At 66.8% G+C, this 14,612-nt stretch carries 8 protein-coding genes; 5 read left to right on the top strand and 3 right to left on the bottom strand.

The window, feature by feature from the left end:
* Positions 1-2: 2 nt before the first annotated feature.
* Entirely contained in the window at positions 3-2,063 is a 2,061-nt protein-coding gene (locus tag LDO54_RS08190) for an arylsulfatase (RefSeq protein ID WP_224009024.1), read from the bottom strand.
* 168 nt (positions 2,064-2,231) lie between these two features.
* Here LDO54_RS08190 and LDO54_RS08185 point away from each other — a divergent pair, with 168 nt between their 5' ends.
* A complete protein-coding gene (locus LDO54_RS08185; protein WP_224009022.1) occupies positions 2,232-3,011 on the top strand; it encodes a DeoR/GlpR family DNA-binding transcription regulator in 780 nt (259 codons plus the stop codon).
* Between the two features lie 73 nt (positions 3,012-3,084).
* Here the strand turns inward: LDO54_RS08185 and LDO54_RS08180 are convergent, their stop codons facing one another.
* Together LDO54_RS08180 and LDO54_RS08175 are read right to left on the bottom strand one after the other, a co-directional pair.
* On the bottom strand, positions 3,085-4,404 hold the full coding sequence (locus LDO54_RS08180; RefSeq protein ID WP_224009020.1) for an ATP-binding protein: 1,320 nt from the start codon (positions 4,402-4,404) through the stop codon (positions 3,085-3,087).
* Positions 4,405-4,414: 10 nt separating this feature from the next.
* On the bottom strand, positions 4,415-5,161 hold the full coding sequence (locus LDO54_RS08175) for a response regulator transcription factor (RefSeq protein WP_224009018.1): 747 nt from the start codon (positions 5,159-5,161) through the stop codon (positions 4,415-4,417).
* Positions 5,162-5,338: 177 nt separating this feature from the next.
* Between LDO54_RS08175 and LDO54_RS08170 the strand changes: the two genes are divergently transcribed.
* The 4 genes from LDO54_RS08170 to LDO54_RS08155 are packed head-to-tail and all read left to right on the top strand — an operon-like array spanning position 5,339 to position 14,548.
* Positions 5,339-6,664 carry an MdtA/MuxA family multidrug efflux RND transporter periplasmic adaptor subunit gene (locus LDO54_RS08170; protein ID WP_224009016.1) on the top strand — a complete coding sequence of 442 codons (1,326 nt, stop codon included), beginning with the start codon at positions 5,339-5,341 and terminating at the stop codon, positions 6,662-6,664.
* Complete coding sequence (locus tag LDO54_RS08165) at positions 6,661-9,777, top strand: multidrug efflux RND transporter permease subunit (protein ID WP_224009014.1); 3,117 nt, start codon at positions 6,661-6,663, stop codon at positions 9,775-9,777. Before LDO54_RS08170 ends, LDO54_RS08165 begins: the two co-directional genes overlap by 4 nt.
* On the top strand, positions 9,774-13,118 hold the full coding sequence (locus LDO54_RS08160) for an efflux RND transporter permease subunit (RefSeq protein WP_224009012.1): 3,345 nt from the start codon (positions 9,774-9,776) through the stop codon (positions 13,116-13,118). Before LDO54_RS08165 ends, LDO54_RS08160 begins: the two co-directional genes overlap by 4 nt.
* A complete protein-coding gene (locus LDO54_RS08155) occupies positions 13,115-14,548 on the top strand; it encodes an efflux transporter outer membrane subunit (RefSeq protein ID WP_224009010.1) in 1,434 nt (477 codons plus the stop codon). The genes LDO54_RS08160 and LDO54_RS08155 overlap by 4 nt, the downstream gene beginning before the upstream one ends.
* Positions 14,549-14,612 lie beyond the last annotated feature (64 nt).

Below are 14,612 nucleotides of genomic sequence, written 5' to 3'. Positions count from 1 at the left end.
CCTCAGTAATAGCCGTGCGGCTGGAGCGGTTCGACGCCGCCCACGCTCGTCATGTAGTCGTTCCATTGCTGGATCAACTGCTGGATGACGGTGGGATTCTGCGTGGACACGTCGTTGACTTCGCCACGATCGCTGGCGAGATCGTAGAGCTGCCAGTGGCCGTCGACAGGTCCGAGCGGCGGCTCGGTCCAGAGCGCCTTCCAGCGGCCGTCGGCGCTGCGCAGATAGGCGCGGCCATAAGACTCGTCGCCGAATGCGGCCGTGTGTACTTCGCCCGTGCTCGTGCCGTCGAGCAGCGGCAGCAGCGACTTGCCCGTGACCGGATAGACGTAGCGGTTGTTATAGACCACCTTGCCCTTGTTCTGGTCGACGCCCGTGAGCGCGCTCACGAGTGCGGGCGCGGGCGTGCTGGGCGGCGTCACGCCGGCCACGGCGAGGAAGGTCGCGGTGTTGTCGGTGACGTGCGTGAAGACACGCAGCGTGGCCGCCTGCGTGGTTTGTCCTGGTAGATGCGCGATGCTCGGCACGGACACGCCGCCTTCCGCCGAATAGCCCTTCGTGTAGCGGAACGGCGCGGCGCTCACTTCGGCCCAGCGCAGGCCGTATTGCAGGCGTTGCGCGTTCTGCAGGCCGTTGTCGGTGCCGAGCGCGGAATACGTGGGTTCCTGCGCGTTGGCCGTATCGGTGGCCGTGGGGTCGGCGCCCGAGTCGATCGGCCAGCCTTCCGCGCCGTTATCGGACTGGAACATGATGAAGGTGTTGTCGTATTCGCCGATGTCCTTCAGATGCTGAATCAGGAGTCCGATGTTGTAGTCGAGATTCTCGACCATGCCCGCGTAGATCTCCATGTAGCGCGCCTGCGACTTGCGCTCGTCGGCGGACAGGCTCGACCACGCCTTGTCGACGTTGCCCTGGCCGTAATCGACGTAGCCGTCGGAAGCCGGATGCACCGCGCTGATGTACTTCGCGCTCGCCGTGCCGTTGTTGGCCGTGGCCGCCGAGCGCGTGAGCGTTTCGGGCAGGCCGGGATTCGGCTGGAAGTCGGCGGGAATCAGGCCGAGCGCTTTCTGCCGCGCGATGCGCGCGTTGCGGATGGCGTCGTAGCCCGCGTCGTACACGCCCGCGTATTTATGCAGCCACGGGTCCGGCACCTGGAGCGGCCAGTGCGGCGACGTATAGGCCGCGTAGGCAAAGAACGGCTTGCCGTCGCCCTTGTGCGAATCGATGTACGAGATCAGCTTCTGCGTGTAGAAGTTGGTCGAATAGAACACGGCCGGATTGCCGCCCGTGCCGCCGGGCTGGCCCGGTTGCCCCGGCTGCACGTAGGCGCCGTCTTCGGTGTAGTTCTTCGAGCCCGCCGGTTCGTGCGCGAAGTGATTGGTGGCCGCGCCGCCGAGCAGTGCATAGCTGTGCTCGAAGCCCCATTGATCGGGCGTCTGGCCGCTGCCCGAGGCGCTGCCCACGATGCCCGAGCCGAGGTGCCACTTGCCCGCCATATAGGTGTGATAACCCGCGTCCTTGAGCAGTTGCGCGACCGACAGCGCGCGGTCGTTCAGATAGCCTTCGTAGCCGGGCAGACCTTTGCGTTCGTCGGTGGGCACGCCCATCGTGCCTTCGCCGACGAGATGGTGATCGGTGCCTGAAATCAGCATCGAACGCGTGATCGCGCAGACCGTGCCCGCGTGATGATTCGTGAGAATGCGGCCCGAGGCGACGAGTGCGTCGAGGTTCGGCGTGCTGATCTCGCCGCCGAACGCGTGGATGTCCGAGTAGCCGAGGTCGTCGGCCATGATGTAGAGGATGTTGGGCTGCTTGTGCGACGAGGCCGACGCGCTCGTTTGCTGCGTGACGCTATCCGAACCGCCGCACGCGCCGAGCGCGAGCGCGCCCGCGATGGACGCGGCGGCGACGCGCAGGCGCAGCGACGTCGCTGATTTCGCTGATTTCGCCGACCTGGCCGATACGGGCGATTGCCTGGAATGCGTCGATTGATCGAGGGAATGTGCAGCGCGCGCGCGGCGTGACGCGCGCGCGGACGAGCGAAGGGCGGCCGGGTATCTCATCGTTGTTCTAGTACTTGTTGTTGGTTGGAGCGGCGATCTTATCGGCGGCCGCGCGCGTGCCAAAGTCCGATTCGTCAGTTGCTTCGCGCGAGAACTGCTAAGCCGCGCAACACCCGGCGCGACAACCCTTACAATAGTCGGCGTTGCTCACCCGCCTGCTCCGAGACCATGACACGAGACCCCCGCCTCACCCTCAACGCGCGCCAGCAGGAGCTGCTCGAATGGGTGCAGCGTGACGGCTTCGTGACCGTCGACGATCTCGCCGCGCATTTCGACGTCACGCCGCAGACCATCCGCCGCGACGTCAACTGGCTCGCCGACATGAATCTGCTGCGCCGCTATCACGGCGGCGCGAGCCTGCCCACGAGTTCGGAAAACGTCTCGTACGGCGCGCGCCAGCACATGTTCCATGACGAGAAGCGGCGCATCGCGGCGCTCGCGGCTTCGCATATTCCCGATCAGGCTTCGCTGTTCATCAACCTCGGCACCACGACCGAGGAAGTCGCGCGCGCGCTCAATCATCATCGCGGGCTGCGCGTGATCACGAACAATCTGAACGTGGCGAGCATGATGAGCGGCTATCCCGAATGCGAAGTGCTGATCACGGGCGGCATCGTGCGGCCGTGGGACAAGGGCATCGTGGGCGAACTCACCATCGATTTCATCCGCCAGTTCAAGGTGGATTACGCGATTATCGGCACGTCGGCGATCGAGCTCGACGGCACGCTGCGCGACTTCGACACGCGCGAGGTGCGCGTGGCCGAGGCCATCATCCAGCACGCGCGCACGGTCTATCTCGTGACCGACCATTCGAAGTTCGGCCGGCCCGCGCTCGTGCGCCAGGGACATCTGAGCCAGATCCACGCGCTGTTCACCGACAAGCCGCTGCCCGAGGCGATGGACGAGACCATCGCTCAGGCCGGTACGGCGGTGTATGTCGCGCAGTGAAGGGTGACCGGCGAGGGTGAGCGGCGGGGGTGAGCGGCGAGCGCGGTGCGTGCCTTGAATCCCGAACTCGCCCTTACGCCCCGGCGTTCTGACTCAACTGGACGCGCGCCGTCAATCCACACGGGCGGCGATTGAAAATGGTGAGCTGGCCGCCGTGCGCGCGCACGATGTCGCGCACGATCGCCAGGCCGAGGCCGACGCTGCCCGGCTGCCCGGCGCGCGACGGATCGAGGCGCACGAACGGTTCGAGTACGTCGCGCAGGCTCGCTTCGGGAATGCCGGGGCCGTCGTCGCTGACGTCGATGAGGATCGTGTCCTCGCGCACCGAGGCCACCACCACCACCGTCTCGCCAAAACGCAGCGCGTTGTCGATCAGGTTGGCCAGCACGCGCTGCATGCTGTCCGGGCGGCAGAAGCAGCGGATCTGGCGCGGCCCCTCGTAGCGGATCGCCGCGCCCGCTTCCTCGTATTCGTCGCAGACCGTCGCGATCAACGCGCTCAGGTCGAGCCATTCCTTGTTTTCGTTGTCGTTGCCCGTATTCAGATACGAGAGCGCCGACGACACCATCGTCTGCATCAGGTCGATGTCCTTGCGCAGCTTGTCGCGCATGGTCTCGCTCTCGTTGGTGTCGAGCTGCAGACGCATGCGCGTGAGCGGCGTGCGCAGATCGTGGCTCACCGCCGCGAGCATGCGCGTTCGGTTATGCAGCGAGAGCGTGATGCGCTCCTGCATCAGATTGAACGCGTGCGCGGCGCGGCGGATTTCGAGCGGCCCTTCCTCGGCGATCGGCGCGAGCGCGATCTCGCGGCCGAACGCATCGGCCTTGTCGGCGAGACGGCGCAGCGGACGCACCACGAGCGACACGGCCCACACGGACATGCCCAGCACGCCGACGCACATGAACAGAATCGCGCCATAGAACGGAAAGCGCAGGCGCGGCGGCTCGGGGCCGATGTGCTGCGTGCGCACTTCGAGTTGCGCGGCGTCGTTCGGAAACTGCACGAGCACCTGGATCGTGCCGCTGGGATCGGCCTTGTCGCAGGAATGGACGCTGACCGTCGCGTCGATGTCGCTCAATTCGTCGCGCAGCGTGCGAAAGAGTTCGCCGTTGTCGAGCGTGTTGACGGTGCAGCGCGCGGGCGCGGACGTCATGGTCATCACGTAGCCGGGCGTCTGCATCGCGGCCGCCGATTGCGCGCGCGCGTTCGCGGGCTGCTGCGCGAGCACGCGCGCGATGCCCGCGATGCGATAGGTCGGCTGCCACGGCCACGGCGGTTTGGGCGGGCCGCTCGGGTTGAGCAGCAGCAGCGTAAAGAGCGCGAACGTGACGCTCGACGAGCAGACGATGATCGCCAGAATCTGGCCGAGCGTGGTGGTGAAGAAGCGGCGCATCAGGCGTGCATCACTCGAAAAAGACGTCGAGCTGGAAGGCATAGCCGTCCGCGCGCACGGTGCGAATGGTCTCGTCGAGCGGATCGTCGCCGCTGAGCTTGCGGCGCAGGCGGCTCACGAGCAGGTCGATCGAGCGCGTGGCGATCGGGAAGTCCTTGCCGCGCGTAAGCGCGATCAGCTGTTCGCGCGAGAGCACCTGGCGCGCGTGGCGGCAGAACACCAGCAGCAGGTCGGTTTCCGCGCCCGTGAGCGGAATGCGCAGGCCCGTGGGCGAGCGCACGAAACGCCGGTACGGAAAGAACGTGTGGCCCGCGAACGCGATCACGAGTTCGGCGCCGGGATCGCGCGCGGTCTCGCCGGGCGTCGCGGCCTGGCTGTTTTCCGCGCCGCTCGGCGGACGCCGCAACGCGGAGCGGATGCGCGCAAGCAGCTCGCGCAGATCGAAGGGCTTGGAGACGTAGTCGTCCGCGCCCAGTTCGAGGCCGATCACCTTGTCGGTGGTTTCGACCAGCGCGGTCAGCATGATGATGCGCGGCCCGCCCGACGCGCGCAGCCGGCGGCACAGTTCCAGCCCGTCCATGCCCGGCAGCATCACGTCGAGGAGCACCAGTTCGACGCTCTCCTGCGCCAGCAGCGCGAGCGCCTGTTCGGCGCTTCCGGCCACGCGTGTGCGATAGCCTTTGCCGCCCAGAAATTGGGCGAGCGGCGCACTGATGTCCGGGTCGTCTTCGACGATGAGAATGGGGATGGGATTCAAGGGAGGGCTGTGGCGCAGAGGCGCGTGGAGTTCGCTTTCATTGTCCGATAATTCGCCGCCGGTCGGGCTGTCAATCGTGTGTCAATCTGGCTACATTGTGTTGATTCCATTAAAAATCAACAAGATATGAGCGCCATGCCGTATCGTTCGCGGCTTCATTCACGTATTGCGAACGGCATGGACAAGCGCGTAGAGCCCCCTCGAGCACCCGACGAAACCAGCGTGCGCGAGCCGCACGAAACCCGTGCGGACCGGCGTCGCCGCGTCTGGCCGTGGGCGCTGCTGTTGCTCGCCGTCGCGGGCGGCGCGCTGTTCGCGCTGCGCCCGCACGCACCCGGCGCGGGCGGTCCGCCGGGCTTTCCGGGCGGCCACGGTTTTCCGGGCGGCCCCGGTGGCCCGATGGGCGGCATGGCCCAGTCGGTGGGCGTCGCCGCCGCCGCGACCGGCGACGTGCCCGTGCGCCTCAGCTCGCTCGGCACCGTGACGTCGCTCGCGACCGTCACCGTCAAATCGCAGATCAGCGGCTATCTGCAGTCGATCGATTTCCGCGAAGGCCAGCACGTGAAGAAGGGCGACGTGCTCGCGCAGGTCGATCCGCGCCAGTACGAAGTGCTGCTCAAGCAATATCAGGGGCAGGTCGTGAAGGACAAGGCGCTGCTCGACAACGCGCGTCTCGATCTCGCGCGCTATCAGCGCCTCGCGAAAACCGATTCGATCTCGCAGCAGACGCTCGATACCGCCGAAGCCACCGTGCGCGAGTACGAAGGCACGGTGCTGACCGATCAGGCCCAGGTCGACGCCGAAAAGCTCAATCTCACGTACTGCCGCATCGTTTCGCCCGTGGATGGGCGCGTGGGTCTGCGTCAGGTCGACGTCGGCAACTACGTGACGGCGTCGGACACGGACGGCGTGGTCGTCGTCACGGAGACCGATCCGATTTCGGTCGTGTTCACGCTGCCCGAAGACGATCTGCGCCGCCTCAACCAGCGTCTCGCGAGCGGCGCGCGTCTCGCCGTGACGGCCTACGACCGCTCGGGCGAGGACAAGCTCGCGGACGGCGTGCTCGACACCGTCGACAACCAGATCGACACGACCACCGGCACGGTGAAGCTGCGCGCGCTGTTCAAGAACACCGATGGCGCGCTGTTCCCGAACCAGTTCGTCAATATCTCGCTGCTGCTCGACACGCTGCACGGCGCGGTGACGATTCCCTCCGAGGCCGTGCAGACCGGCACGCCGGGCACCTTCGTCTATCGCGTCAACGACAATCAGACCGTGTCGCTGCGCAAGGTCCGCGTGGGCGCGTCGGCCAATGGCCGCACCGCCGTGCTCGCGGGGCTGGCGGCAGGCGAGCGCGTCGTCGTGGATGGCGCCGATCATCTGAGCGACGGCGCGAAGATCCGCGAGCCGAAGGCGAGTGCGAATCAAGCCGCAAATCAAGCTGCGAATAAATCCGCAAGCGACAACGACCGCGTCCGCGCGAAGGCCCGCCCGCAGTCATGAATCCGTCGCGCCTCTTCATTCTGCGGCCGGTCGCGACGACCTTGCTGATGGCGGCGCTGCTCGTCGTCGGCCTCGTGGCCTGGCGTTTCCTGCCGCTTTCCGCGCTGCCCTCGGTCGAATACACGACGATCCAGGTGCAGACCTTCTATCCGGGCGCGAGCCCGGACGTGATGACGTCCGCCGTCACCGCGCCGCTCGAACAGCAGCTCGGCGAAATGGCGGGCCTCAAGCAGATGGCCTCGCATTCGTCGGCGGGCGCCTCGGTCATCACGCTGCAATTCGATCTCGCGGTGTCGATGGACGTCGCCGAGCAGGAAGTGCAGGCCGCGATCAACGCAGCCGACAGCCTGCTGCCGAGCGACCTGCCCGCGCCGCCCGTCTACGCGAAGGTCAATCCCGCCGACGCGCCGATCCTCACGCTCGCGATCACCTCGCCGACGATGCCGCTGACCGAGGTGCAGGCGCTCACGAACACGCGCATCGCGCAGAAGATTTCGCAGATGGCGGGCGTGGGTCTCGTCACGCTCTCGGGCGGCCACAAGCCCGCCGTGCGCGTGCGCCCGAACATCCGCGCGCTGGCCGCCTACGGCCTGAACGTCGACGACCTGCGCACCACGCTCACGAACGTCAACACGAATGCGCCGAAGGGTTCGCTCGACGGCCCGCATCGCGCGTGGACGATCGACTCGAACGACCAGATCGAAGATCCCGAGCAGTATCTGGATACCGTGATCGCTTATCGCAGCGGCCGTCCCGTGCGTCTGCGCGATGTCGCCGACGTGGTGGCGGGCGCGGAAAACACGCAACTCGCCGCGTGGAGCAACGACACGCCCGCGATCCTGCTGAACGTGCAGCGCCAGCCCGGCGCGAACGTCATCAACGTGGCCGATTCGATCAAGGCGATGCTGCCCGCGCTCACGCGCGATCTGCCGTCGTCGGTGCACGTCGCGCTGCTCACGGACCGCACGACCACGATCCGCGCTTCGGTGAAGGACGTGCAGTTCGAACTCGCGCTCGCGGTCGCGCTGGTCGTGATGGTGATCTTCGTGTTCCTGCGCAACGTGCCCGCGACGCTGATCCCGAGCCTTTCGGTGCCGCTCTCGCTGGTCGGCACGTTCGCGGCGATGTACCTCTGGGGCTTCAGCCTCGACAATCTTTCGCTGATGGCGCTGACGATCGCGACAGGCTTCGTCGTCGACGACGCGATCGTCGTGATCGAGAACATCAGCCGCCACGTGGAAGCGGGCATGGAGCCGCTCGAAGCCGCGCTGAAGGGCTCGCGCGAAATCGGCTTCACGATCATCTCGCTCACGGTCTCGCTGCTCGCGGTGCTGATTCCGCTGCTGTTCATGGGCGACGTGATCGGGCGGCTGTTCTACGAGTTCGCGGTGACGCTCGCAGTGGCGATCGTGATTTCGGCGCTCGTCTCGCTCACGCTGGTGCCGATGCTGTGCGCGCGTCTGTTGCGCGCGGAGCCTCATGTCGGGCACGTCGCGACGAAAAAACCCAAGGGCCGCGACTGGTTCGGCCCGATCATGGCGCGCTACGACCGTGCGCTGACCTTCGCGCTCGACCACGAAAAAGCCACGCTCGCGGTGGCCGTGGGCACGTTCGCGCTCACGGCGGCGCTGTACGTGTTCATCCCGAAGGGCTTCTTCCCGACCCAGGACACGGGCGTGATCCAGGGCATCACCGAAGCGTCGCAATCGATTTCGTTCGAGCGCATGAGCACGCTGCAAACGCAGCTTGCGGATGCGGTGCTCAAGGACCCGGACGTGGTGAGCCTGTCGTCGTCGGTGGGCGTGGACGGCAGCAACATGACGCTCAACATGGGCCGCATGCAGATCAACCTGAAGCCGAAGGACGAACGCAGCGCCTCGGCGAGCGAGATCATCCGCCGACTGCAGGACGAAACCGCCGACGTGACGGGCATCGCGCTGCATATGCAGCCCGTGCAGGATCTGAGCGTGGATACGCAGGTGAGCGCGACGCAGTATCAGTTCATGCTCGATAACCCGTCGATGGACGTGCTGAGCGAGTGGACCCCCAGGCTGATCGCGGAACTGCGCAAGCAGCCCGAACTCGCCGATGTGACGAGCGATTTGCAGGACGCCGGTCTCGCCGCCACGGTGCAGGTCGACCGCGCGACGGCCGCGCGCTTCGGCATCACGCTCGCGACCATCGACAATGCGCTCTACGATAACTTCGGACAACGGATCGTCAGCACGATCTTCACGCAGTCGGACCAGAAGCGCGTGATCATGGAGATCGATCCGAAGCTCGCGCGCGGGCTCGATGCGTTCGACTCGGTCTATCTGCCGTCGTCCACGGCGACCGATGGTCAGGTGCCGCTGTCCGCGGTCGCGCGCATCGTCACGAGCAAGAAGCCGATCCAGATTTCGCACCTCGGCCAGTTCCCGGCCACGACGATCTCGTTCAATCTCGCGAAGGGCGCGTCGCTGGGCGCGGCGGTCAAGGCCGTCAAGCGCGCGGAAGCGGCGCTCGCGATGCCGGACAGTTTCGAAACGCGCTTCCAGGGCGCGACGGACGCATTCCAGTCGTCGCTGTCTAGCGAGCTGTATCTCGTGCTCGCGGCGGTGCTGGTGATGTACGTGGTGCTCGGCGTGCTCTACGAGAGCTTCGTGCATCCGCTCACGATTCTTTCGACGCTGCCTTCGGCGGGCGTCGGCGCGCTGCTGGCGATGGTGCTCACGGGCGCGGATCTCGACATCATCGGCGTGATCGGCATTGTGCTGCTGATCGGCATCGTCAAGAAGAACGCGATCATGATGATCGACTTCGCGCTCGTCGCCGAACGCGACGAAGGCCTCACGCCGCGCGAGGCGATTCATCGCGCGTGCCTGCTGCGCCTGCGCCCGATTCTGATGACGACGATGGCCGCGCTGATCGCCGCCGTGCCGCTCGCGCTCGGCACCGGCAGCGGCTCCGAATTGCGCCATCCGCTCGGCATCGCGATGATCGGCGGGCTCGTGTTCAGCCAGGCGCTCACGCTGTTCACCACGCCGGCCGTCTATCTGGCGATGGAACGCATGGCGGCATGGATGCGCGCGCGCGGCTGGACGCTCAACGGCGCGCAGCGAGGCGCGTCATGAATCTCAGCGCCGTGTTTATCCGGCGGCCGGTCGCGACCATTCTGGTGACGATCGCGATTGCCGTGGCGGGCGCGCTCGCGTTCGGCCATCTGCCGGTCGCGCCGCTGCCCGCCGTCGATTTTCCGACCATCCGCGTGCAGGCGCAGATGTCGGGCGCGAGCCCCGAGACGATGGCGGCCACCGTGGCCGCGCCGCTCGAACGCCACCTGGGCCAGATCGCCGACGTCACGGAAATGACCTCGCAGAGCAGCGTCGGCTCGACCGACGTGATCCTGCAATTCGGTCTCGACCGCGATATCAACGGCGCGGCGCGCGACGTGCAGGCCGCGATCAACGCCGCGCGCGCCGACCTGCCGAGCGCGCTCAAGTCGAACCCGAGCTATCGCAAGTTCAATCCCGCCGACGCGCCGATCCTGATCGTCTCGCTCACCTCGAAGACGCTCACGCCGGGCCAGCTTTACGACAGCGCCGCGACGGTGCTGCAACAGCGGCTCATGCAGATCGACGGCATCGGCAACGTCGATCTGAACGGCAGTTCGCTGCCCGCCGTGCGCGTCGAGCTGAACGCGGGCGCGCTGTTCAAATACGGCATCGGTCTCGAAGACGTGCGTGCCGCGCTCTCGGCCGCGAACGCGGACAGCGCGAAGGGCATGGTCAGCGACGGCGCGCTGCGCTGGCAGCTTTACGCGAACGACCAGGCCGAACGCGCCGACGAATACCGCAATCTCGTGGTCGCGTGGCGCAACAGCCGTCCGGTTTTTCTGCGCGACGTGGCCGAGGTCAACGACTCGGTCGAGAGCCTGCGCAACGCGGGTTATGTGAATGGCAAGCCCGCCGTGATGCTGTGGATCTTCAAGCAGCCGGGCGGCAATATCGTCGACGTGGTCGACCGCGTGAAAGCCGTGCTGCCGCAATTGCAGGCCGCGCTGCCGCCGGGCACCGAAGTCACGCTCTCCGACGACCGCAGCAGCACGATCCGCGCCTCGCTCTCGCATACCGAGCGCACGCTTGTGATCGCCGTGGTGCTGGTCGTGCTCGTGGTGCTCGCGTTCCTGCGCAACGTGCGCGCGACGCTGATACCCGCCGTGACCGTGCCCGTGTCGATTCTCGGCACCTTCGGCGCGATGAAGCTGTTCGGCTACAGCCTCGACAATCTCTCGCTGATGGCGCTGACCATCGCGACCGGTTTCGTCGTCGACGATGCCATCGTGGTGCTGGAGAACATCGAGCGCCATCGCGAGCGCGGCGCCTCGCGTCTCGAAGCCGCGTTCGCGGGCGCGAAGGAAGTGAGCTTCACGGTGATCTCGATGAGCGTCTCGCTGATCGCCGTGTTCCTGCCGATCCTGCTGATGGGCGGACTCGTCGGGCGGCTCTTTCGCGAGTTCGCGATCGTGCTCTCGATTGCGATTGCCGTGTCGATGGTGCTCGCGCTCACGACCACGCCCACGCTCTGCGCGCTGCTGTTGCGCAGCGCCGAGGACGAAGCGGCGAAGCCGCGCCGCGATAATCGATTCACGCGTTTCTTCGCGCGTGTGAGCGACGCGCTGGGCCGTACATTCGACGCGGCGGAACGCGTTTATGCGCGCACGCTGGGCGCGGCGCTGCGTCATCCGCTGCTTGTGCTGTGCACCTTGATCGCCACGATCGCGCTCAACGTCATGCTCTACGCCGTGGTGCCGAAAAGCCTCTTTCCGCAGCAGGACAGCGGCCTGATGGGCGGCGGCATGATGGCCGACCAGAGCATTTCGTTTCAGGCGATGAGCGTGAAGGTCAAGCAGGCGCTCGCCATCGTCAAGGCCGATCCGGCCGTGCAGACCGTGGTGGGTTTCACGGGCGGCCACGGCACCAATCAGGCGTTCACGAGCATCACGCTCAAGCCGCTCGACGAACGCAAGGTCTCGGCGTTCACGGTGATGGCGCGGCTGCGCCAGAAGCTCGCGTCGATTCCGGGCGCGCAACTGATGATGTTCCCGCGCCAGGATCTGATGGTGGGCGGGCGGCAGAGTTTCGCGCAGTTCCAGTACACGCTACAAGGCGACGACACGGCGCAGGTCCAGCAATGGGCCACGCGTCTGACCGAGGCGCTCAAGCGCGTGCCCGCGCTCGCCGATGTCAGCTCCGATCAGCAGAACGGCGGGCTGTCCGCAAAGGTTGTGGTCGATCGCGCGACGGCGATGCGTTTCGGCCTCACGCCCGATACGATCGACGCGACGCTCTACGACGCCTTCGGCGAGCGCGAGGTGTCGACGATCTACAAGGCGCAGAACCAGTATCACGTTGTGATGGAGATCGCGCCGAAGTGGCTGCAGGACCCGTCGTCGCTGAACGATATCTATGTGAGCACGTCGGGCGCGGCGGCGAGCGGAACGTCGTCGACGAATGCGGTGTCGGGCACGGTCACCAGCGCTTCGACGTCTTCGTCTTCTTCGAGCAGCACGTCGAGCAGCAGCACATCGTCGAGTTCGGCCACCAACGCCGCCACCAATTCGATCGCCACCAGCACCGGCGGCAGCGTCTCGACCGGCGCGGCCGTGAGCACGTCGAGCAGCACGATGGTGCCGCTTTCCGCGTTCTCGAAGCTCGTGCAGGCGCACACGCCGGTCTCGGTCAATCACCAGGGCCAGGCCGTGGCCGTGACGATCTCGTTCAATCTCGCGCCCGGCCATCAACTCGCCGACGCAACCGCCGCCGTCGATCAGGCCGTCAAGGACCTCAACATGCCGAACTCGGTGCACGGCGCGTTCGCGGGCACGGCGGGCAGCGCGCTCGCGGCGGCCTCGGCGATGCCCTTGCTGATCGGCGCGGCGCTGCTGGCGGTCTATGCGGTGCTCGGCATGCTCTACGAGAGCTACGTGCATCCGCTCACGATTCTCTCGACGCTGCCCTCGGCGGGCGTGGGCGCCGTGCTCGCGCTGCTCGCGACCAACACGGAGTTCTCGGTGATCGCGCTGATCGGCGTGTTCCTGCTGATCGGCATCGTCAAGAAAAACGCCATCATGATGGTCGATTTCGCACTCGACGCGCAGCGCACGCAGAATCTCGCGCCCGCCGACGCGATCCGCGCGGCCTGCGTGATGCGTTTTCGCCCGATCATGATGACGACCTGCGCCGCGCTGTTCGGCGCGGTGCCGCTCGTGCTCGATCAGGGCATGGGCGCGGAACTGCGCCGCCCGCTCGGCATCGCCATCATCGGCGGCCTGATCGTCAGCCAGTTGCTCACGCTCTACACGACGCCCGTCGTCTATCTCTATCTCGATCGCCTGCGCCATCGCGCGCGCGCCCTCTGGCGGCGCGTGCGTCCCGGTTCGTCCGGTGGCGCGATGACGGACACCTCCGCATGAAGCTCGCTCCTTTCCGTATCCGCCATTCCCTTTGCACGACCCTCGCCGTCGGCGCGGCCCTGCTCGCGCTGCAAGGCTGCACGGTCGGCCCCGATTACCGGCGTCCCGACGTCGTCACGCCCGTCGCATTCAAGGAAGCGCCCAAGGGCTGGAAAAGCGCCGCGCCCGCCGACGGCGACGCGCGCGGCGACTGGTGGAACGTCTATCACGATCCCGTGCTCGACTCGCTGGTGCCGCAAGTGGCGATCAACAACCAGAACCTGAAGGCCTACGAGGCCGCCTATCGCCAGGCGCTCGCGGTCGTGCGCGAGGCGCGCGCGAATCTGTCGCCGACCGTGTCGGTTTCGCCGGGCGTCACGCGCGCGCGCAGCAGCAACGCGGTCTCGACGACCGGTTCGCTGGAAGCAAGTGCGTCGTGGGATCTCGATCTGTGGGGCAAGGTGCGCCGCCAGGTCGAAAGCGACAAGGCGAGCGCGCAGGCGAGCGCGGCGGAACTCGCGAGCCTCACGCTCTCGGCCCAGGAATCGCTTGTTTCGGATTACTTCTCGATGCGTTATCAGGATTCGCTCACGCGCTTGCTGAACGACACCGTGAAAGCCTACGAGCGCAGCCTGGAGATCACGCGCAATCAATACGAGGCCGGTGTGGCCGCGCGCTCCGATGTCGTGACGGCGCAGACCACGCTCGCGACCACGCGCGCGTCGGCGATCGCCGCCGAGGAGTTGCGCGACCAGTACGAACACGCGATCGCGCTGCTGATCGGCCGTCCGCCTTCGGGCCTGACGATCGCGCCCGCCGAACTCGCGAACGACGTGCCGGAGATTCCGCTCGTGGTGCCGTCCGCGCTGCTCGAACGCCGCCCCGATATCGCCGAGGCCGAGCGCACGATGGCGCAGGAAAACGCGCTGATCGGCGTGGCCGTGGCCGCGTACTATCCGACCATCTCGCTCTCGGGCGCGGCGGGCTACTCGGGCGTGCTGCCGCTGCTGAGCGCGGCCAACACGCTCTGGTCGATCGCGGCGAGCGGCAGCGAAACGCTGATCGACGGCGGCGCGCGCTCGGCGGCCGTCGACGCGGCGCGCGCGACCTACGACCAGAGCGTGGCGAATTACCGGCAGACGGTGCTCACGGCGTTCCACGACGTCGAAGATGAACTCTCGAATCTGCGCGTGCTCGGCCAGCAGGCCGTCGCGCAGGACGAGGCCGTGAAGCTCGCGCGCCAGTCGGTGCAGATCTCGCTCGACGAGTACGAGGCGGGCACCGTCACGTACACGACGGTTGTGACTGCGCAGGCCACGGCGCTGTCGAACGAGCAGACCGCGTTGCAGGTGCGCTCCAATCGCCTGATCGCGAGCGCGAGCCTGATTGAGGCGCTGGGCGGCGGCTGGGACGCGTCGCGGCTGCAAGGTCTGCAAGAGACGCAACGTTGATGACGGACGCGACACGCACGGCGTCGGCGCGGGCAGCATCGGCGCGAGGGCGGCGACAGAGGTG

Origin of the sequence: Paraburkholderia tropica, assembly GCF_914484835.1 — a bacterium.
Taxonomy (GTDB): domain Bacteria; phylum Pseudomonadota; class Gammaproteobacteria; order Burkholderiales; family Burkholderiaceae; genus Paraburkholderia; species Paraburkholderia tropica_A.
Note: the sequence above shows the minus strand (reverse complement) of the source record. Positions and strands in the feature narration are given on the sequence as shown.

Coding starts and splice junctions, on each gene's coding strand:
- LDO54_RS08165 (WP_224009014.1), top strand. CDS start 6,661: ATGAATCCGTCGCGCCTCTTCATTCTGCGGCCGGTCGCGACGACCTTG.
- LDO54_RS08155 (WP_224009010.1), top strand. CDS start 13,115: ATGAAGCTCGCTCCTTTCCGTATCCGCCATTCCCTTTGCACGACCCTC.
- LDO54_RS08160 (WP_224009012.1), top strand. CDS start 9,774: ATGAATCTCAGCGCCGTGTTTATCCGGCGGCCGGTCGCGACCATTCTG.
- LDO54_RS08190 (WP_224009024.1), bottom strand. CDS start 2,063: ATGAGATACCCGGCCGCCCTTCGCTCGTCCGCGCGCGCGTCACGCCGC.
- LDO54_RS08185 (WP_224009022.1), top strand. CDS start 2,232: ATGACACGAGACCCCCGCCTCACCCTCAACGCGCGCCAGCAGGAGCTG.
- LDO54_RS08180 (WP_224009020.1), bottom strand. CDS start 4,404: ATGCGCCGCTTCTTCACCACCACGCTCGGCCAGATTCTGGCGATCATC.
- LDO54_RS08170 (WP_224009016.1), top strand. CDS start 5,339: ATGGACAAGCGCGTAGAGCCCCCTCGAGCACCCGACGAAACCAGCGTG.